The 19,970-nt window shown below is 57.9% G+C and carries 21 protein-coding genes and 1 other RNA gene; 13 read left to right on the top strand and 9 right to left on the bottom strand.

The window, feature by feature from the left end:
• Positions 1-44 precede the first annotated feature (44 nt).
• The 3 genes from ACN0TS_RS00300 to ACN0TS_RS00290 form a co-directional block, all read right to left on the bottom strand.
• Positions 45-473, bottom strand: a complete 429-nt coding sequence (locus ACN0TS_RS00300) for a hypothetical protein (protein ID WP_417257323.1) — start codon at positions 471-473, stop codon at positions 45-47.
• Positions 474-575: 102 nt separating this feature from the next.
• Positions 576-948: a transfer-messenger RNA gene (ssrA, locus tag ACN0TS_RS00295) on the bottom strand.
• Positions 919-1,683 (bottom strand): FadR/GntR family transcriptional regulator, encoded by a 765-nt coding sequence (locus ACN0TS_RS00290; protein ID WP_417257322.1) that lies wholly within the window; start codon positions 1,681-1,683, stop codon positions 919-921. The genes ssrA and ACN0TS_RS00290 overlap by 30 nt, the downstream gene beginning before the upstream one ends.
• 128 nt (positions 1,684-1,811) lie before the next feature.
• On the opposite strand from ACN0TS_RS00290, the gene ACN0TS_RS00285 reads away from it, so the two are divergent.
• The gene (locus ACN0TS_RS00285) at positions 1,812-2,801 is read left to right on the top strand and encodes an MDR family oxidoreductase (protein WP_417257321.1); all 990 of its coding nucleotides are present in this window, start codon (positions 1,812-1,814) and stop codon (positions 2,799-2,801) included.
• 21 nt (positions 2,802-2,822) lie between these two features.
• Here ACN0TS_RS00285 and ACN0TS_RS00280 read toward each other — a convergent pair whose 3' ends face one another.
• Entirely contained in the window at positions 2,823-4,019 is a 1,197-nt protein-coding gene (locus ACN0TS_RS00280) for a multidrug effflux MFS transporter (RefSeq protein ID WP_417257320.1), read from the bottom strand.
• A 146-nt stretch (positions 4,020-4,165) separates the two neighbouring features.
• Here ACN0TS_RS00280 and ACN0TS_RS00275 point away from each other — a divergent pair, with 146 nt between their 5' ends.
• Entirely contained in the window at positions 4,166-4,987 is an 822-nt protein-coding gene (locus tag ACN0TS_RS00275) for a sulfite exporter TauE/SafE family protein (RefSeq protein ID WP_417257319.1), read from the top strand.
• Positions 4,988-4,990: 3 nt separating this feature from the next.
• Here the strand turns inward: ACN0TS_RS00275 and ACN0TS_RS00270 are convergent, their stop codons facing one another.
• From ACN0TS_RS00270 to ccmI, 3 genes are read right to left on the bottom strand one after another with little or no spacing between them, the layout of a single operon-like run.
• Positions 4,991-5,242 (bottom strand): DUF1289 domain-containing protein, encoded by a 252-nt coding sequence (locus ACN0TS_RS00270; protein WP_417257318.1) that lies wholly within the window; start codon positions 5,240-5,242, stop codon positions 4,991-4,993.
• A complete protein-coding gene (ruvX, locus tag ACN0TS_RS00265; protein WP_417257317.1) occupies positions 5,242-5,715 on the bottom strand; it encodes a Holliday junction resolvase RuvX in 474 nt (157 codons plus the stop codon). Before ruvX ends, ACN0TS_RS00270 begins: the two co-directional genes overlap by 1 nt.
• Positions 5,712-6,947: a c-type cytochrome biogenesis protein CcmI gene (ccmI, locus tag ACN0TS_RS00260; RefSeq protein WP_417257316.1), complete on the bottom strand. Its 1,236-nt coding sequence runs from the start codon at positions 6,945-6,947 to the stop codon at positions 5,712-5,714. Before ccmI ends, ruvX begins: the two co-directional genes overlap by 4 nt.
• 258 nt (positions 6,948-7,205) lie before the next feature.
• Between ccmI and ACN0TS_RS00255 the strand changes: the two genes are divergently transcribed.
• The 5 genes from ACN0TS_RS00255 (at position 7,206) to ACN0TS_RS00235 (ending at position 10,040) form a co-directional block, all read left to right on the top strand.
• On the top strand, positions 7,206-7,397 hold the full coding sequence (locus ACN0TS_RS00255) for a hypothetical protein (RefSeq protein WP_417257315.1): 192 nt from the start codon (positions 7,206-7,208) through the stop codon (positions 7,395-7,397).
• A gap of 146 nt (positions 7,398-7,543) precedes the next feature.
• Positions 7,544-8,146: a superoxide dismutase gene (locus ACN0TS_RS00250; RefSeq protein ID WP_417257314.1), complete on the top strand. Its 603-nt coding sequence runs from the start codon at positions 7,544-7,546 to the stop codon at positions 8,144-8,146.
• 5 nt (positions 8,147-8,151) lie between these two features.
• The gene (locus ACN0TS_RS00245; protein ID WP_417257313.1) at positions 8,152-9,027 is read left to right on the top strand and encodes a metallophosphoesterase; all 876 of its coding nucleotides are present in this window, start codon (positions 8,152-8,154) and stop codon (positions 9,025-9,027) included.
• A gap of 56 nt (positions 9,028-9,083) precedes the next feature.
• Positions 9,084-9,548 (top strand): EamA family transporter, encoded by a 465-nt coding sequence (locus tag ACN0TS_RS00240; RefSeq protein WP_417257312.1) that lies wholly within the window; start codon positions 9,084-9,086, stop codon positions 9,546-9,548.
• Positions 9,549-9,554: 6 nt separating this feature from the next.
• Positions 9,555-10,040, top strand: coding sequence for a hypothetical protein (locus tag ACN0TS_RS00235; protein ID WP_417257311.1), 486 nt, complete (start codon positions 9,555-9,557; stop codon positions 10,038-10,040).
• Here ACN0TS_RS00235 and ACN0TS_RS00230 read toward each other — a convergent pair.
• A complete protein-coding gene (locus tag ACN0TS_RS00230; RefSeq protein WP_417257310.1) occupies positions 9,983-10,549 on the bottom strand; it encodes a TIGR00730 family Rossman fold protein in 567 nt (188 codons plus the stop codon). The genes ACN0TS_RS00235 and ACN0TS_RS00230 overlap by 58 nt on opposite strands.
• Before the next feature lie 122 nt (positions 10,550-10,671).
• Between ACN0TS_RS00230 and ACN0TS_RS00225 the strand changes: the two genes are divergently transcribed.
• The 6 genes from ACN0TS_RS00225 to ACN0TS_RS00200 all read left to right on the top strand — a co-directional run bounded on the left by ACN0TS_RS00225 (position 10,672) and on the right by ACN0TS_RS00200 (position 18,613).
• Positions 10,672-12,291 (top strand): LysM peptidoglycan-binding domain-containing protein, encoded by a 1,620-nt coding sequence (locus ACN0TS_RS00225; protein ID WP_417257309.1) that lies wholly within the window; start codon positions 10,672-10,674, stop codon positions 12,289-12,291.
• 172 nt (positions 12,292-12,463) lie between these two features.
• A complete protein-coding gene (locus ACN0TS_RS00220) occupies positions 12,464-14,284 on the top strand; it encodes an ABCB family ABC transporter ATP-binding protein/permease (RefSeq protein WP_417257308.1) in 1,821 nt (606 codons plus the stop codon).
• A gap of 116 nt (positions 14,285-14,400) precedes the next feature.
• On the top strand, positions 14,401-15,801 hold the full coding sequence (locus ACN0TS_RS00215) for a cryptochrome/photolyase family protein (RefSeq protein WP_417257307.1): 1,401 nt from the start codon (positions 14,401-14,403) through the stop codon (positions 15,799-15,801).
• A gap of 77 nt (positions 15,802-15,878) precedes the next feature.
• On the top strand, positions 15,879-17,123 hold the full coding sequence (locus ACN0TS_RS00210; protein WP_417257306.1) for a class I SAM-dependent methyltransferase: 1,245 nt from the start codon (positions 15,879-15,881) through the stop codon (positions 17,121-17,123).
• 195 nt (positions 17,124-17,318) lie between these two features.
• Positions 17,319-17,759 (top strand): TrgA family protein, encoded by a 441-nt coding sequence (locus ACN0TS_RS00205; protein ID WP_417257305.1) that lies wholly within the window; start codon positions 17,319-17,321, stop codon positions 17,757-17,759.
• Positions 17,756-18,613, top strand: a complete 858-nt coding sequence (locus ACN0TS_RS00200; protein ID WP_417257304.1) for an NUDIX domain-containing protein — start codon at positions 17,756-17,758, stop codon at positions 18,611-18,613. Before ACN0TS_RS00205 ends, ACN0TS_RS00200 begins: the two co-directional genes overlap by 4 nt.
• Positions 18,614-18,622: 9 nt before the next feature.
• Here ACN0TS_RS00200 and ACN0TS_RS00195 read toward each other — a convergent pair whose 3' ends face one another.
• Positions 18,623-19,840 carry an MFS transporter gene (locus tag ACN0TS_RS00195; protein WP_417257303.1) on the bottom strand — a complete coding sequence of 406 codons (1,218 nt, stop codon included), beginning with the start codon at positions 19,838-19,840 and terminating at the stop codon, positions 18,623-18,625.
• Positions 19,841-19,970: the final 130 nt, after the last annotated feature.

The raw sequence follows: 19,970 nt of genomic DNA, 5'->3' as shown, positions 1-19,970 counted from the left end.
AAGCGGATGTTGCATGTCTGCGGACAATAGTTTGAGGCCGCCCGCTAATTGAATTTCGTGCCTGACAGCATAAGGGCGGTGGCATTTTCAGGTAGCGATCCCAAACTTTCAAAAAAGCTCAATAGGTCGAACGTATTATAGACTTCGACGAGGGCTCCATTGTCCATGCGGCCCATGACTTGGCCCGAGATCGAGATCGTGCGCATGGTGGTTGCGTCGCGACCTGTGATGGTCACATGGGCCCAATACCACGGATCAGCATCCACCGAGACATCAATCGCGCATTCGATTCCAACCAGAAGCGCCCGCGCGGCAAAGACCAGTTCTTTGACGTCTTGGGCGTTTGCGGAAAAGTCGGTCAACAGGCCTTTGGATGAGGTGTCTTTTGCCAGAAATTCGTCGATGGCCTCAATGTCGCCATTGACCCAAACGCGGTCATAGAAGGCTTGATATAATTCGGCTGCACTTGCCATGTCGATTGTCCCAAATGAGTGATCTCTGGGGCAGTTGTAGCGATGTTGCGTAAACGAGTGGTGAACGCAGCTGCGACAGGTGAGCATGTGTGGGGAATGTGAAGTGCAGGTTTCTGTTGCCAGGTACCTGCGAACCCCGCCTTAAGTCGCTAAACCTAAGGAGTTAGGTTTCAATGTTTCGCACAGCTTACGCTGCGAGAGCCATTGGAGCTTTGTTGTCATTTGCAACTAGCTTTTGTGTACCGATAACGGTGGTAACTCACCGAAACAAAGCAAACCCCTTTAGACGTCCGTCGATCCTATTTCGTCCCCATGTGCCCCGCATCGGCCCCAAATGAGAGCCCAGACGGGAATGATTGGTGGAGACGCCGGGTACCGCCCCCGGGTCCGATCCGCTTATTACGAGCGCGTTTATGTTCATAGTCGGTTGCCCGACACCGATTATTTAGGTGCTCTGCGCGCGGTTTACAAGGGTGTGATGGTCGCGTTTGGCTCGTTGAGCGGCTTTGGCATGGGCAATCGTTTGCGCGCACAATGCGTTGATAGTTGCCTCAGCGCGCCTACCGTCGCGATTTTCGACAGCATTAAGAAGTGCGGTATGCAGTTCAACAATCGCCTCGCGGTCTCGCTGACGGTAGGTGATCATGTTCATCAGTGGCTGCATACCTTCAACGGCGGCCGCCAGCGTCCATGACAGGACAGGGTTTTGTGCAGCATCGACAAAGGCGCGGTGAAAGGCGACGTCGGAGGCACAGAAGTCCTCGTCACTCAAATTGGCCTGTTGTTGGCGCATGATTTGCGCACGCATCTCGTCCAACTGTGCGGGTGTGTGGTTTTGGGCGCTTAACTGTGCGCAGCCGCGCTCCAAGGCAAACCGCGCTTGGCAGGCGGTGGTGAAATCCACGTCGTTGAGGCTCAACAACATTGTCGCTCGGCCTGCGATCTCGCCGTAGGCCTGCTCAAAACTGATACGGTTCACAAAGGCCCCGCCAGTCGCCCCGCGTCGTGTGCGGATCAGGTTTTGCGCGGCCAAGCGTTTGAGCGCCTCGCGTACGGTGGAGCGGGACACGCCATGCTTGTCACACAGCTCTGCCTCTGAAGGCAGGCGGTCATCATCGGTGAACTGTCCCGCCAAAATATCGGCGCGCAGGGCGTCGGCAATTCGGGTGGACAGATCGGGGTTTGAGGCCGATTTTGAATTGTCAGACATTTAGGCTTGATCCCTGAATTTAATTGTCAGACATTTATGAAGAGAATCGTCGCTCCGCGCAAGTAGGGGGCGATCCCTGTCATTTGCGGCGTTGAAGAATCGCGCCGCCATAGCATTGGAGAGCAAGTATGCGGGCATTGGTCATGGAGCAAAACGCCGAGGGTTTGGCCGAGGCGCAGATCAAAGATGTCGACGAGGCATTGATGCCTGAGGGCGATGTGACGGTCGCGGTGGAGTATTCCACGCTCAACTACAAAGACGGGCTGTGCCTGTCGCCAAAGGGCGGCGGACTTGTGCGCAATTACCCGCATGTGCCGGGCATTGATTTTGCAGGTACGGTTGAGGCGTCGGACGATCCGCGGTTCGCGGCGGGCGATAAGGTCGTGCTGACGGGATGGCGTGTCGGCGAGAACCGTTGGGGCGGATATGCTGAAAAGGCCCGCGTCAAGGCGGAATGGCTTGTTCCGCTGCCCGACGGATTGAGCCCACGCGATGCAATGGCGGTGGGCACCGCAGGGTTTACCGCCATGCTCGCGGTCATGGCGCTCGAGGATCACGGTCTGACCCCCGACAAAGGCCCCGTTCTGGTGACGGGCGCTGCGGGTGGTGTTGGCTCTGTGGCGACTGCGATCCTTGCCAATCTCGGATATGAGGTCGCCGCTGTGACAGGGCGCCCCGAACAGGGGGATTACCTCAAATCCCTAGGGGCCGCGACCATCGTGCCTCGTGATGAGATCAACGAGACCGTCAAGCGTCCTTTGGAGAGTGAGACATGGGCGGGCTGCGTCGATGCTGTAGGCGGCGCAATGCTTGCGCGTGTGTTGGGGCAGATGAAATACGGTGCGTCTGTTTCTGCTGTCGGTTTGGCGGGCGGGGCAGCATTGCCCGCGACTGTTGTGCCGTTTTTGCTGCGCGGTGTGAACCTGCTCGGCATTGATTCCGTGATGCAGCCGATCGAAAATCGCAAACGGGCTTGGGCGCGGATTGCCAAAGATCTTCCGCTCGCCAAATTGCACGACATGGTCCAAGACGCCACCCTGAGCGATCTGCCCGATTTGGGGGCTGCGATCCTCAAAGGTGGCGTAAAGGGCCGTGTGGTGGTCGATGTGAGCGCCTAACGCTTGACGACGAACCCGCGCCTAGCCCGCAGCCATAATGCGGCGGGCGCGGGGCAAAATCACCAAAAGCAGCCCAAGCGTGATAAGTGAACAGACGGTCATTGCGCCGATCATTGGGGTCGGCGTGCCGTCAAAGAACGGACCAGAGGCCGCAACCATAATGCCGCCTGCCACCATTTGAAGCGTCCCGCCCAGCGACGAGGCCAATCCTGCGATCTCTCCATGCGGATCAAGGGCGGCGACCATCGTGGTCGGGATCACCAGACCCATAAAGCCAAAGCCTGCGATCAGTCCGACGAGGATCACGGGAAAACTTGCAAGCCCCATCAGCGCCAGCGCCATCAGCGCGCACATCGAGACGGCAAACCCGCCGACGCCCAGCAGGATGATCTTAAGCGCGCCGTGTTTTTGCATCAGGGGAGCGGCGGCTTGGGATGCGCCGATAAAGCCCATTGCATTGACGGTAAAGGCCAAGGAAAACTGGGTTGGCGTGAGGCCGAAGGTTTCGACATAGACAAAGGATGCGGAGGCGATAAAAATAAAGAACGCCGACATGCCAAACCCGCCCACAAAGGTCAGCCCCATAAACACAGGGTCGCGCATCAAGGTGCGGATGCCACGCCCCATGGTTTTGAGATGCACAGGCACGCGGTGTTCTTTGGGTAGAGTTTCGGCCTGCCAAATCGCGGTGACGAGCATGGCAACCACGGCAGCCACGGCCATGCCCGCGAAAATGCCGCGCCATCCTGTAACGGTGATGAGGGCAGCCCCCGAGAGCGGCGCAAACATTGGCGAGACGGAGAAGACGAGCATGATCAGCCCCATCAGCTTTGTGGCCTCATAGCCCGTGTATTGATCGCGGATGATCGCTCGTGTGACCACCATGAGCGAGGCGGCGCCAAGCCCCTGACCGACACGCGCCAAGATCAGCATGTTGATGTTGGGGGCCATTGCCGCCAACACCGAGGCCACAAAAAACAACGACAGACCGACATAAAGCGGACGTTTGCGGCCCACTTGGTCCGACCACGGCCCGTAAATCATTTGCGTGAGACCAAAGGCGATGAAGTAGAAGGTAATCGTGCCTTGTGTGCTTGCCACGGTCGCATTCAGATCGGCGGCAATCGCGGGCAGGGCGGGCAAGAACATATCGATGGCAAAGGGACCAACGGCGGACAAAAGCCCAAGCACGATGGCGCTGCGCATTAGTGGGGTCATTGCGTTTCTCCGAAAGCTGCTGCGCGTGTCACTTTAGTGATCTTTGGCAGCATGTGCATTTTGTCCCCTTGGACCTGCATTTGTCTATCTGGTCAAGACCGAGATGTGCCTTTATGGAAGAGGGAAGTGAACAAGGGGTGTGCGGGATGGACATTGCAACAATTTTGCCCTTTGCGGCGATGATCGCGGCAATCGGCGCCTTTGCAGGCGTGCTTGCGGGGCTTTTGGGCGTCGGCGGTGGCATCGTGCTTGTACCTGCGTTCTACTACGCCTTTTCGGGGCTTGGGTATGACAGCCCGCAGTTGATGCAGATTTGCTTGGCCACCTCATTGGCCACGATCATCGTCACCTCGATCCGTTCTGTGTCCTCGCACCACAAAAAGGGTGCGGTCGAGTGGCCAATCCTCAAGAGTTTCGCGCCCGGTATTGTGCTTGGCGCAATTGTCGGTGTGCTCGTCGCCTCAAGCCTGCGGTCCGACACGCTGATCATGATCTTTGGCAGCGTCGGTATTTTCATCGGGCTTTACATGGCCTTTGGCAATGCAGCATGGCGGTTGGGCACCGAGATGCCCAAGGGCGTGATGCGAGCCTTGGTGGCTCCGTTCATCGGGTTTATGTCGGTACTCATGGGCATTGGTGGCGGCTCTTTCGGGGTGCCGACCATGACGCTTTACGGCGTGCCGATCCACCGTGCCGTGGCCACTGCGGCGGGCTTCGGGGCCATTATTGCCGTGCCCTCCGTGATCGGCTTTTTGTTCGCGGATCTGCCCGCTGACATCACGCCACCCTTTACCGTCGGCGCGGTGAATGTTGCGGCGTTTCTGGTGGTGGTCTCTATGACGCTGATCACAGCCCCCATCGGGGCGAAAATTGCCCATGCGATGGACCCCAAGCCGCTTAAGCGCGTCTTTGGCGGGTTCTTGATCCTCGTCGCCCTCAATATGCTGCGCAAGGCGTTGATGGGCTGAGGCTTAGGGGGCTTTGCGTTTGAGGCGGGCTGCGCGGCCGCCTTTGCGTTTGCCTGTGCTGACCTGACGGTTGGGTAGATCATCCATGATCAAACGGCGGGCTTCAGGGCTCAGACTGCCCCATGCGCCGATTTCATCTATCGAGCGGGCGCAGCCCAGACACAGGCGGGTGTCGGGATCAATCTGACAGACATTGGTGCAGGGGCTTTCCACTTCGTCACGCGTCCAGACTGTGCGGCTGTCATCCTCGCTCATCACACGTTCCTGAGGCGATCAAGCGCGCCCTGAAGGATCACGCCTGCGGCCACTTGGTCGATTTTCTCGGCCCGTTTGCTGCGCGACATATCGGCTTCCAACATGGCTCGTTCGGCGGCAACGGAGGACAGGCGTTCATCCCAGAAGGTGATCGGCAATGTGGTGAGTTGTGCCAGATTGCGGGCAAAGGCGCGGGTCTTTTGACAGCGTGGGCCCTCAGAACCGTCCATATTGCGCGGCAGGCCGAGGACAATGCCGCCCACCTCACGCGCGTTTAACAGTTTGAGCAGGCTTTCCGCATCGACGCCAAATTTCTTGCGACGAATGGTGTCGGTCGGAGAGGAGACGGTCAGCAAACGATCCGAGATCGCCACGCCGATGGTTTTGTCGCCAAAATCCAATCCCGCAAGGGCACGCATCGGCGGCAGGACCGCTTTGAACGCGGCGATGTCATCGAAGATTTCCGCACTCATTTGACGATGCCTGCTTTGACGGCTCCATCGCGCACAATGGCCATGGCTTCGGGTGTGGCTCCGAAAATCACTTGCGCTTCTTTCCAGATGGCCGTCGCGCGGTCGGTTTCGCCCAACATGGCAAGCGAGGAGATCAGACGCGACCATTCCTCGGCGGTGCCGCCCTCATTGGCCAGACGTGCGGACAGGCCGTCGACCATGCCGCGGATCATCTCTTGGCGTTCTTCAGGTGTCATGTCTGCGGCGTTTTCCACATCGGCGGCACTTGGGCCTTTGAGCGTTGAACCATCAGAGAGCGGGGGCAGGGTGTAGCGCACACCTGCGGCTTGTGCCACGGCTTCGATCTGGCCGCGAATGGCGGGAACCCACGGCGCATCGGGCGCGGACGATGACAGCAAGCCGTTCCACAGGCGGAAGGTCATGTCAGGTCGCCCCGTTTGGGCGAACATCAATCCCGTGTAGTAAATAGCCGGACCATTTTGCGGATCGCGTGATAGAGCTTTGCTCAGAGCGGTTTCCGCTTCGGGCGATACAAATCCGCCCGCTGCCAAAATCATCATATCGGCGAGGTCGGCGTAATCGTCGGCGGTGGCGGCGTCGCCTTTGATGCGGATTACCTCTTGTTGCGCGGTATAGGCTTCGCGGTAGTTGCCTACCACGGCCTCGTTGCGCGCCAGAAGTTTGTAGCCTTGCAGATCATCAGGGCGCTCGGTCAAGGCCTCGCGCAGTTGTGTCAGCAATTCCATATGGCGCGGATCGGGCTCTTGGAGAGCGGCGATCGGGCGGGCTTGGGCCTCTGCCTCGACCTGCGGCATTCGATTGGCGCGATTTTCGGCGGCGATGTCATAGCGGCGCTCGATTGGCAGGTCTTCGTAGGAGGGGGCGCCGAGATCACTATACAGCCACAGACCACCACCAATGATCACGGCCCCAAGCGCGATGGCACCAATCAGAGAGGCTTGGCCCTTGGTTGTGTCGGCCTTGCCGCGCGCGGTATCGGCGTCAAGCAAGCGACGCGAGATTTCGAGCTTTGCGCGCTTGGCGTCTTCGGGCGACATCACACCCCGTTCCAAATCGCGGTCCACTTCGGACAACTGGTCGCGGTAGACCCCGATTTCGACCTCGGCCTTGGTGGTGTCGAGACGCCCCAGCCCACGGGCACGGCGAAAGGCCAACACCAACGGGGCGGTGGCCAGTAGGGCGATAACGAGGGCGATAATCCAGAAAACCATGAGGTCCATCCATCTTTGTGTTGGCCGAAGGTTTAGCGGGACGGTGGGGCGCGGGAAACCCCAAATGACGTAGGTGTGACCGTATGGCCAATTCGAAGAGCTATCGCCGCGCCTTTCGGAATTCGCGCAGGGAGATTGTGATGGAACCGAATGTCTCTCTATGGCGTTTGATCTGTGTGACGGGGCAGGGCGCCAGACCGTCCGGTCGTGATCCGCGCCCTCAAACAGATGTCCCGATACAAAGAAAGTGAGGTTGGCATGTCAGACAATGGACAGGAAAAATGCGGTTTTGGCAGCCTTGCTGCGCTGATCCTTGCCTTGGCAATCATCATTGCGGGCCTGTTTTGGTATGGGTTCAATGCGACAGATATTCCGCTGTGGCGTGATGCAAATAAAATATCTGACATCGGGCCTGAACCCGCGTTGATCCAAGCCGCCGCACAACGTTAAAAAGGACGCTGCGGCACAAACCTGCCCAACAGGTCGGATTTTCCGACAAATTTTGTCCCGAAAGGGCTGGCCTGCACTTGACCAATGCGCCGCAACACAACAGGTATAGACCAGAACGCATTTGAAACTCATAGGAGGCCTGACACATGGCATTCACACTCCCCGATCTCCCTTACGCACACGACGCCCTTGCCGATCTCGGCATGTCCGCCGAGACGCTTGAGTATCACCACGACCTGCACCACAACGCCTATGTGACCAACGGCAACGCCGCGATCAAAGGCACCGAGTGGGAAAACAAGTCGCTCGAAGAGATCATCGTCGGCACCTATGACAAATCATCGGTCGCACAAAACGGTATCTTCAACAACATTTCGCAGCTGTGGAACCACAACCAGTTCTGGGAAATGATGGGCCCAAAAGGCAACGCGATCCCAACTGAGCTTGAAAAAGCCCTCGTTGAGAGCTTTGGCTCCGTTGACGAGTTCAAATCCCAGTTCGCAGCCGCCGGCGCAGGCCAGTTCGGCTCTGGTTGGGCATGGCTCGTCAAAGACACCGATGGTTCGCTCAAAGTGACCAAGACCGAAAACGGCGTGAACCCGCTGTGCTTTGGTCAAACCGCGCTTCTTGGTTGTGATGTCTGGGAACACTCCTACTACATCGACTTCCGCAACAAACGTCCCGCCTACTTGACCAACTTCCTCGAGAAGCTTGTGGACTGGGAAAACGTTGCTTCGCGTCTCGGCTAAGCTTCGTGCTTACGATCCTTTACATCGGGCTGGGGGCGTTGCTCCTGGCCCTTTTTTACGCTCTGTGGATTGAACCCGCATGGCGTCTCAAAATTGTCCGCTACCGAGTTGAGGTGCCTCAATGGGGCGCACGGGCGCCGTTGCGGATCGTCATCATTTCCGACCTGCACGCAGGTGCGCCACATATCCCCTTGTCGCGGGTGCGCCGGATCACGCGAAAGGCCAACCGCCTTGAGCCCGATCTGGCCGTCCTTTTGGGGGATTACACCGCCGCGCACAGTTGGACATGGGGGCAGACGGGGAAGCACGAGATCATCGGAGCGCTCAAGGCGTTCAAGGGCAAGCTCGGCACCTTTGCTGTTTTGGGCAATCACGATTGGTGGCAGGACTGGGACGCGGCAAAGGAGCTGCGTCCGTGCGAGGCGCAATTGGCGCTGCACGAACATGGCATTCCGCTTTTGGACAATGAAGCGGCGCGACTGTCCCATACTGGCGGCGACGTCTGGGTTGTGGGCCTTGCCGATCAACGCCCCTTTGATGAGGGCCCCGAAGGCGAGGGGTTCGATGACATTGATCAGGCGATGGCCTCCGTCACGGATGATGCGCCGGTGATCTTGCTGGCGCATGAGCCGGATCTCTTTCCCAACGTTCCCGCGCAATGCGTGGTCACGCTTTCGGGTCATACACATGGCGGGCAAATCCGCATCGGAAACCGCTCCCCGATTATTATGGCCGCTGAACAAGAGACCTTTTCCTACGGGCGCTATGACGCCGATGATCGGGTTTTGATCGTTTCCGGTGGGATCGGCTGTTCCGAAATCCCTGTCCGGTTCAACATGCCACCCGAAATCACGGTCGTGACCATCTGTGCGCCTGATTGAGCAGGTGGAGCCGTTTTTACGCTTGCCCGCCGCCAAAATTTCGCGTTTGTGACCTTATGAGCGAACGCACAATTGGAATTCTATCATTGGTCGGCGCCTACACGATTTGGGGGCTGTCCGCACTTTATTACCGCGAGGTAAGTCATGTGCCCGCCCTTGAGGTGTTGGCGCATCGCACTGTCTGGTCCTTTGTCGCGTTCTTTTCCATCATCGTGTTTCAAGGTCGCTTGGGTGAACTTTGGGCGGTTCTGAGCCCGCAGTCGAAATGGGACGGGTTGTACCGCATTGCGCCCGCAGCTTTCTTTGTGTCCGTGAACTGGTTTTTATTCGTCTTTGCAATCCAGAACGGGCAGACGCTGGAAGCATCTCTTGCCTATTATATCTCGCCGATCATGGCCGCAGCCGTCGGATGGGCGGTGTTTTCCGAGCCGCTCAAGGGGTTTCAATGGCCGGCGATGGCTCTCGCAGTTGTCGCTGTCGGTGTGCTGACCGTCGGGCTTGGTCATGCGCCGTGGTTGTAACTTGCGATGTCGGCCAGTTTCATCGGCTATAGCGGCTTCAAAAAGGGGCTCAAAGCAGGACCGACATTGGCGATGGCCGCCGAGACGACAATTCTTGTGCCGCTGTCGTTGACCTATTTGATCGGCGCACAGTTTTGGGGATGGGGTAGCAGCGAGACACAGGCCGCGGGCGCGTTCGGATCGTCGTGGCTCGATAGCCTTTTGTTGGCCTTCTCAGGCGTGATGACAGGGGTGCCATTGGTGTTGTTTGCAATGGCGGCCAACCGTGTGGCGTTGTCCACTTTGGGGCTTGGGCATTACTATAACGCCACGCTTCAACTCATTGTGTCTGTTGTGATTTTTGGTCAGATCATCACCACATTCCACATCGTCGCGCTCCCGATGGTCTGGATTGCTGTGACGCTGTTCTCGCTTCAGGCTATCCGCGCGGATCGTCAGGCCCGCAAAGCGCGTAAAGCTGCCTTGAGTTCTCCAATCGAAGAGATGGTTTGAAACGACGTTTTGAGGTCGGCGGCGGCAAAGCCTTCGGCAATCACATGGTCAATGAGGCCTTCGAGCGGGGCCCAGTAATCGTCGATGGACAGCAAAAAGATCGGCTTGTCGTGCAGCCCGATCTGTTTCCATGTCAGCACCTCGAAAAACTCGTCGAGCGACCCCGCACCACCAGGGAGAACCACAATCGCATGGGCGTTCATGAACATGACCTTTTTGCGCTCGTGCATGGTTTCGGTGACGATGAAGGACGTCAGATCGCGTTTGCCCACTTCCATGTCCAACAGATGCACGGGGATCACGCCAAAGGTGTCTCCGCGTGCGGCCTGTGCCGCTCTTGCAACCGCGCCCATTAGGCCGACATCTCCCGCGCCGTAGACCAATTGCCAGCCTTCATCGGCGATCAACTGTCCCAGATCTGTTGCCGCCGCCATGTAGGAGGGTTTGGCGCCCTCTCGCGCCCCGCAATAAACACAGACGGACAGGGCAGGGTGCGTGGAACGGGTCATGGGAGTGCCTCACTTGCAAGGGATTGAAACTCAGGAAGTCTTTGACCCTTGTTAGACCCGTTGCTAGGTTGCCTCAACCCGTCAAAGAACGGGTGGGCTAACGATGGGACGGAACAGGGTATATGTCAGACAAAAATGCATTCAGTGGCGCCACGGTCCCGATCGCGGCCGCTTCGGTGATCGCGATTGCCGCCGTAATTGGCATCGGTCTTTGGGTTGCCTCTCCAGATCAGGACGCCACCAGCGAGGCCGCGCAGCCGCTTGTCTCTGAGACGGGAAATGCCACACCTGCCACGGAAATCGCCACAACTCAGCCTGAAACGCCCAGTGTCGAACCCAGGGCAGATACAGAGCAACACTCCGCCGAGATGGCCGATGAACCCGCCGCCGAACAAACGGGTGAGGCCACGGCCCAGAACTCCGCTCCTGTGGTGAGTGAGGACGCGTTGCCTCTTGATATCATTGAGGAACAAGGTGACATCGTGGCTGCTCCAAGTGGCGCGGAACTGGACGGCCCACTTGTAATTGTTGATATCGTGCGCATCCCTCCCGAAGGGATCACCACGGTGGCAGGACATGCCCCTGCGAATACCGATGTGGTGATCTATGTTGATGGGGCCGAGGTCAGCCGTGCGACAACCAATGCTCGCGGCGAATTTGTCGCCTTGTTTGATCTCATGGCCTCCGATGCTGTGCGTGAGATGACAGTTGGTGTGGTCGAGGGGAGTAAAACCACCTTTGCCGACACGAGTATTATTGTTGCTCCCGCCGCAAAACCCGTCGTTGCCGCTTCAGCGGATGAGACGATGACCGATGCTGTCACGGAGGAGGACGCCGAGACCGTAACGCCGGAGCCTGAAGTTGCCGCCGCAACGCCAGAAGATCAGGCAACGCCAAACGAACAGGCTGAACCTGAGGAGCAGCCAGAGGCATCAGAAATGGCGACAGCAGAGACGCCCGTCGCACCTGCTCCAACTGTGTCTGAAAACGCGGCAAAAGACGTCACACCAGAGTCTACAGACGTTGCGACGAAACCTGCGCCCGTAGACCAAACGCCAACCGTTCTCAAAGCCGACGATGAGGGCGTAAAGGTTATTCAACAGGCAGGCACAAATGCGGCCACTGTGCGCATCGACGCGCTGACCTATGATCCCGAAGGGCGTGTGTTTGCCTCAGGACGTGCGCCAAGTGGCGCGGCGATCCGTCTGTATCTTGATACAGTTCTGACGGCCCAAACCCGCGCGGGTGAGGACGGACAATGGCGTGTCGAGCTTAAAGATGTGGCGGCAGGCGTTTATACCTTGCGGGCGGATCAAATTGGCCCAGATGGCACCGTTGTGACCCGCGCCGAAACCCCGTTCAAACGCGAAGATGTGGCCGTTTTGGCGCAAATTGCGGGCCAAGTGGAGCAAGAGGGCGCGGCCATCGCCGCTAAAGCAAAAGCGGACAGTACGAACGCAGAAACTGCGGTTTCAGCGACGGGTCAGAACAGCGCTCAGACATCTGAGGCAGCCATGCAAGCGACTGCCGATCCGGTCGGCGCATCGGAACAAGCAGCCACGCCAAAACCGCCGTCACGCATTGCCTCTGTCACGGTTCAGCCGGGTAATACGCTTTGGGGGATCGCCACGGAAAGCTATGGGTCCGGTTTCTTGTACGCGCGGGTGTTTGATGCCAATAAAAGCCAGATCCGCGATCCCGATTTGATTTATCCTGGTCAAGTGTTCGTGCTGCCCGAATAGGACGCGTCGTGACCGATAGACCTACCAATGCTGTGATCCCTCGCAGGCAATTTGCGCTGCGCACACCCCGCTTGCGACAGCTTGTACCTTGCGTCTGACGCTCAGATCACTAAGTCTGACATATTCTTAGCCCAATCCTCTTCAGCTCCCTTCCCAAAAGAGTATTTACCCCATGCGCGGACGTCCAAGTGTAACCACGACCAATGGCCCTTCTGACGGGATGATGGTGATCCGTCGTGTGGTTCCCTATTTCTGGCCCAAGGATAACAACGCGGTGCGGGGGCGGGTGGTCATTGCCCTCACATTTCTGGCGATTGCCAAGGTGCTGACGGCGGTGACGCCGCTGTTTTACGGGTGGACCGTTGATCGGTTAGCGGGAGAAGGCGACAGTGCGGCGTGGTATATGGCACTGAGCGCGATTGGTCTTACCGTGGCCTACGGTGGCGCGCGCGTCATGTCGAACGGCTTCCAACAGCTGCGCAACGTGGTCTTTGCCCCCGTGTCCAATGCGGCGCTCCGTGCGCTTGCCCTAGAGACCTTTAACCACATCCACGCGCTGTCCATGCGCTACCACATCACGCGCAAAACGGGTGGGTTGAGCCGTATTATGGAACGGGGGGTCAAAGGCGTGGCCTTCTTGTTGCAGTTCCTTGTGTTCTCCATCGGACCGCTTGTCTTGGAATTGCTGATGGTTTTGGTCATCGTCGGCACCAAACTCGGGTGGCCCTATATGGTGATCTTGTTGTTTACCTTTATCGGCTACATCATTTTCACGCTCAAAGTCACCGAATGGCGGGTGAAAATCCGCAAGGAAATGAACGATCTGGATACCGATGCCAACCAAAAGGCCATCGACAGTCTGCTCAACTTTGAAACGGTAAAATACTTTGTCGCCGAACGCCGCGAGGCCGAGCGCTATGATGTGGCGATGGCGGGCTATGAAAAGGCCTCGATCAAAACCGAAAACTCCTTGGCCTTTCTCAATTTCGGTCAGTCGTTCATCATTACCTGTGGTCTGATCGGGTCGATGGTTCTGGCGGCGGTGGGTGTTCAGAACGGGACGATTACCGTCGGTGATTTCGTGATGGTGAATGCCTTCGTTATCCAGATCACCATGCCGCTCAATTTCCTCGGATCGATGTATCGCAATATCCGTCAGGCGCTCGTTGATATGGAAGAGATGTTTACCCTCTTGCACCAACCCGCTGAAATCACGGACAAAGAGGACGCCGCACCGATTGATATCAAGGGCGGGACTGTGCATCTGGATAAGGTCGCTTTTGGCTACGACCCTGCGCGTGAAATTCTGCACGGGGTGTCGATAGAGGTGCCTGCGGGGAAAACACTTGCCATTGTCGGCCCATCTGGTTCGGGCAAATCGACCATCGGGCGTTTGCTGTTCCGCTTTTACGATGTCACGGGTGGCGCTCTTAAAATCGACGGACAAGATGTGCGCGACGTGACCCAAGAGAGCCTGCACCGCGCCATTGGTGTGGTGCCGCAGGATACGGTGCTGTTCAATGACACCATCCGCTATAACATCGCTTACGGGCGTGGTGGCGCGACGTTTGAGGAGGTCGTGGCCGCGGCGAAAAAGGCGCGCATCCATGACTTCGTGCAAAGCCTGCCCGAAGGGTACGAGACCCAAGTGGGCGAGCGTGGTTTGAAACTGTCGGGCGGGGAGAAACAGCGCGTCGGCATTGCGCGGACCTTGCTCAAAGACCCGCCAATTTTGCTGTTGGACGAGGCGACATCCGCGCTCGATACCCAGACGGAGCGCGACATTTTGGATGCGCTCAAAGAGGCCGGCAAGGGCCGCACGGTCATCACCATCGCTCACCGCCTGTCAACGGTGGCGGATGCCGACGAGATTGTGGTTCTGGAAGCCGGGCACATGGTGGAACGCGGCACCCATGAGGAGCTTTTGAACCGTCATGGCAAGTATTCCGCTATGTGGGCGGCGCAAGCCGAGGACCGCGATCAAGTCGCCTAAATCCCCGCTATTTCCGTCATATCGTTAGATAACCGCGCCTTTTTATGAGGGCGCGGTTTTTGTTTGAACCAAATGCATCTGCGTTGCGTAATACTTTCAAACAAAAGGAGAATGGCGTGACAGCAATCTGGTGGATCCGCCGCGATTTCAGGCTTTCGGACAATCCCGCCTTGGTCGCCGCCGCCACGGCGGGCGAAGTCCTGCCCGTGTTCGTGTGTGATGCAACCGTCGAAACCCTTGGCGCCGCGCCCAAATGGCGCATGGGGCTTGGTTTGGCGCATTTGATTGCCACCATAGAGGCCAAAGGCGGCCGTGTGTTGCTGCGCAAAGGCGACGCGCGGGTGATCATTCCCGCCATTGCGCGTGAGGTCGGTGCCACGTCCGTGCATTGGGGGCGGCTCTACGACAAGGACGCGATAGAGCGCGATACGGATGTGAAATCCACTTTGAAAACGATGGGGATCATAGCGCAAAGTCATGCGGGGCATCTGTTGTTCGAGCCGTGGACCGTGGCCACGAAAACAGGCGGATATTACAAGGTCTATTCGCCGTTTTGGCGCACCGTGAAAGATACCGAAATTGCGGCCGCGTTGCCAGAGCCCGACCTGACGTGGGCGGCCTGTCCCGATAGCGATGTCCTTGCGGATTGGGCGCTTGGCGCACAGATGCAGCGCGGGGCTGCTGTGGTGGGTCCCTATTGCCATGTGGGCGAGCCGGCGGCTTTGGCGCGGTTGGAGGCGTTCATCGCCAACAGTGTCGATCAGTATAAGGCCAAGCGGGATTTCCCGTCGGAACCTGTCTGTTCTGGTCTGTCCGAAAACCTGACCTACGGCGAGATTTCCCCGCGCACCATTTGGCACTCAGGCACACAAGCCGCACAGGTAGGGGCCGCAGGAGCCGAGCATTTCCTCAAAGAACTGACATGGCGCGAGTTTGCCTATCATCTGTTGTATCACGAGCCCGATCTGGCAACTCGAAACCACCGTGATGGCTGGGATGACTTTGCGTGGCGTGAGGATAAAACCCTGCCCGAGATCACCGCGTGGAAACAGGGGCGCACAGGGATCAGGTTTGTCGATGCCGCCATGCGGGAGCTTTATGTGACGGGCACAATGCACAACCGCGCGCGGATGATTGTCGCCTCTTACCTGACCAAACATCTGATGGTGCATTGGCGTGTCGGGCGGGCGTGGTTCGAGGAGTGTCTGATTGATTGGGACCCCGCGTCCAACGCAATGGGATGGCAATGGGTGGCGGGCTGTGGCCCTGATGCGTCGCCCTATTTTCGCATATTCAATCCCGATGGGCAGGCTGAAAAATTCGACAAGGACGGCACCTATTTACATGCGTGGATTGCCGAGGGTGAGCGCGATCCATCCGCCACCTCACTGTCGTATTTTGATGCGATTCCAAAGGCGTGGTGCCTGTCGCCAGAGACTCCCTATCCCGCTCCTGTCGTAGGGCTCAAAGAGGGACGTGAAAGGGCGCTAGAGGCCTATGCACAGCGAAATGCGTGACGAAATCGGATTTTGCGGTACACTGAATGATGAAAACGCCCGTTTGAAACAGATGGCTACGAACAGACGAGGGAGCCATGATGCTCGATAAGAATGCAGAGTCCAAACCCGAAATCCTAACCTCGGTGGAGGGGCAGGATAATCTGCCGCGTTACTTTTCCAACGTGTTTGCCGTGGCCAATGATATGGCGCGCGGGCAGCTCGATTTCGTGTTGCCCGACGGGCGGGTGTTTCGCGCAACGGGCCAAGCGGAAGGGCCGGAAGCCGAACTTCACATCGCCTCGAATGATGTTTTCGCCCGCCTGATCCGAGAGGGAGATTTGGGGTTTTGCGAGGATTACCTCGACGGCGGATGGAGCACGCCCGACCTGATGGCCTTTATGGACCTGATCCATGCCGACAATGACGACCTTTATGACGGGTTCCCCGGCATGGGTGTCGTTCGTATTTACGAGCGGATGCGCCATTGGATGAACAACAATTCCAAACGCCAAGCCAAGAAGAACATTTCCTATCATTACGATTTAGGTAATGAATTCTATGCCTTATGGCTCGACGAGACGATGACCTATTCCTCGGCCAAATATGAGGGCGCGGGGCAGACACTGGCGCAGGCGCAGACCACCAAATACCGCTCCATGGTGGATGAGATGGGCGCAAATGCGGGCGATCATGTGTTGGAAATCGGCTGTGGTTGGGGCGGCTTTGCGGAATATGCGGCGGGCGAGCGGGGCTTGCGCGTCACGGGGTTAACCATCAGCCAAGAGCAATACGATTACGCCACCGCACGCATTGCCCGCGCGGGCCTGTCGGATCGTGTGACGTTCAAACTTCAGGACTACCGCGACGAGACGGGCCAATACGACGGGATTGCCTCAATCGAGATGTTCGAAGCGGTGGGTGAAAAATACTGGCCGACCTATTTCGCCAAAGTTCGCGACTGTCTCAAACCCGAGGCCTCCGCCACGTTACAGATCATCACCGTGCAAGATCGCAGGTTCGAGATTTATCGAAAGAATGTGGATTTCATTCAAAAATATATCTTCCCGGGTGGCATGTTGCCGTCGCCGAGCGTGCTGCGGGAACAGATTGCCAATGCGGGGCTGACGTTTAAAAACAGCGTCGAGTTCGGCGAAAGCTATTCCAAGACCCTGCGTTTGTGGTTTGAGGATTTCAACGCGAAGTGGCCGAAAATCGAGGCCATGGGGTTTGACACGCGGTTTCGGCGGATGTGGAATTTCTATCTCACCTCCTGTGCTGCGACCTTTCATTCGGGCAACTGTGATGTGACGCAAATCACCATGACGCGCCCTCGTGATTGACGTCCTGTCGGGGCGGCAAGCGGGTTAAGGCGTTGATTGCGGGACAAATTGGCACCTAAGGGCGAAATTACGCGGTGATTTCATCAAAATTTCTTGAAATTGCTCCTTTTGCGCGATGATCTTGGCGCAACGGTCGATGGCCTTTGGGTGTCGGCTAATGATGCACCATCACGTTCACAACCGCACAGGCCCGCTATGCCCACAGCTCCAAAACTTGTCGCTGCTCTTTGGTTCGCCCTTTTGGCGTGGTTCGCCGCAGAAGTGTCAAAGGCACACTTTCCCGAAGGCACACAGTTCGGGTGGTACACCTATATGACCGGAGCAATCGGGTTTCTGGTGGGGTGGATTTTTGTCGGGAAGCGTGCGGGGGACACGATGGCCGCGGCCTATGCCTATGGTTTTACGGCGATCATCATTCTGGTGTTTTGGGCGCTGTTCTATTTTTCCTTCGAGGAAATGCTCCATCGGGCTTGGGATACGCGCTATCGTGGGCCGATGCATGCGTTGGTAGGGATGGTCGACTTGTTTAAGGACTACGCGATTCTGGTGCTGCGCTTTGATGTCGTGGTGACGCTTTTGATTGGCGGGTTTTTCGGCGGATGGCTGACTGAACAAGCGGCGCGGCGGTGGTCATGAGTGCGGACCCTTTTGACGGCCTCGCTGAGACCTATTCCACAGACGAAGTTGCTTATGTGCATAAGGTTTTGCGTGGGCAGGGTGGCCTGACGCCAGAACTTGTTCGCGCTGCTGCCGTGGAGCTGACGGCACATATGGCGCAGGGGCGCAGCGTTGAGGCGGTTGTGCCACATCTGGATCAACTTCTCACCCGCGCATGGTCCCGTGTTCGGGCGCAAACGGCGCCGCGGGCTTTGGATGCTGGTCGCCAGAGCCAGACGCGCGATAATGTGACCGAGGTACGGCGCGTTATGCCCTATCTCAATTATTTCGCTTTGGAAGATAGCCACTATCGCCATGCCCGCTTTGATGGGTCGCAAAGCGAGGAGATGCAGCGGTGCGTGTTTCTGATGGCGGATGCTGCAACGGTGCTGCCCTATGACCCTGTGCGCGACCGTGTACTGCTGGTGGAACAGTTGCGCTTTGGCCCGTTCGGGCGCGGCGATGCCTATCCGTGGGTCTATGAGCCTGTCGCGGGGCGCGTTGACGCGGGCGAGGGACCAGAGACCACCGCGCGGCGCGAAGCGGTCGAGGAGGCAAATGTGGTCTTAGGCGCGCTGCACAAAGCGGCTGAGTATTATGTCAGCCCCGGTGCCGTGACCGAATTTATCGTTTCCTACGTTGGTATCGCTGATCTGCCCGACGATGTGACGGGCACGGCTGGTTTGGACGAGGAGGGAGAGGACATCCGTTCGCATTTGGTCTCGTTCGACGATCTGATGGCGATGTGTGATGCGCATCAGCTGGACACGGGTCCACTCTATCTCACGGCCCTATGGCTCGCACGTCACCGCGACAGGCTCCGCGCCGCGTAACGCCTTTTCCTACTTCTCTTTGGGTTGCATCCAAAGCCAGATCAATGCCGCGCCCGCAAGGGTGAGGAAGGGGATCATGGCGAGGTTGACGGCTGTCCATCCGTCCTGTGCCGAGCCGCCCGAGCAATTCATCAACCCGCCCGAGGCCAGTGAGGCAACGGTTACACCGCCGAACACCAACAGGTCATTGATCCCTTGGATACGGCCGCGCTCGGATGGCTCGTGAGCGGAGGCGAGCATGGCGGTTGCGCCAATAAATCCGAAGTTCCAGCCAATGCCGAGCAGGACGAGAGCGACAAAGAAGTTTTCGACATTGACGCCCGACATGCCGACGATTCCTGCTGTGCCGAGGATGACCAGACCCGTCGCCATGATTTTCTGAACACCAAACCGTGCGATCAAAGCCCCTGTGAAAAATGATGGGACAAACATCGCCAAAACGTGGGCGGAGACGATATCGGCGGCGGTGTTCTGCTCGAAGCCACATCCGACTACGGCCAAGGGGGTCGAGGTCATCACGAGGTTCATCAGTGCGTAGGACACCATCGCCACGATGATCGCGACGGCCACGCGCGGCGTGCGCAGCAGTTCCATCGTCGAGCGGCCAAGGTGTTCGCCGTGTTTTGCCACGGGCGGCTTGGGGATGCGCAGGAACAGGAATAGGCCAGAGCCAATGACGTTGATTGCGATCACGGCCAAATAGGAGCCAAGGAACGGGACTACCATCGCCTGTGACGTGGCTTTGACAAGCTGTGGCCCGATGATGGCCGAAGCCAGACCACCCGCCATCACCCATGAAATGGCTTTCGGTTTAAACGCATCGTCGGCGGTGTCCGTGGCGGCAAAGCGAAAAAACCCTTGGCTCGATTGATATAGACCCGTGAACAAGCCCCCCAAGACGAACAGCCAGAAGTTTTGTTGTAACAAGGCAATCGCGCCAATGGAGGCCCCAACCGCGCCTGCGGTTGTTCCGATCCAAAACCCGACGCGCCGCCCGTAGTGTTGCATCACCCACGATAGCGGCGTGGCCGACATCATCGAACCGAGCACAATGGCGGAAATGGGCAGGGTGGCAAAGCACAGGTTGGTGGCTAGCGATTGTCCCGCAAGGCCCGCGATGATGAATATCATCGACATCTGCGCACCGAGGAAAGCCTGAGCGCCGACGAGAATATATACATTTCGGCGGGCAACGGCAGGCGAAACAGTGGGCTGTGTGTGGCTCATGGGACAAATTCCAAATTGCGTATCTGTCTGCTTTACCCGTCCCGAATAGGCTTGGAAAGGGACAGCTCGTCGCGTCCCCCATACGCATTTTCGCGCAGGTGCAAACGCACATTCAAATGTTAGCGCAAAC

This window comes from Celeribacter sp., from assembly GCF_048266405.1.
In the GTDB taxonomy this organism is placed as follows: domain Bacteria; phylum Pseudomonadota; class Alphaproteobacteria; order Rhodobacterales; family Rhodobacteraceae; genus Celeribacter.
Note: the sequence above shows the minus strand (reverse complement) of the source record. Positions and strands in the feature narration are given on the sequence as shown.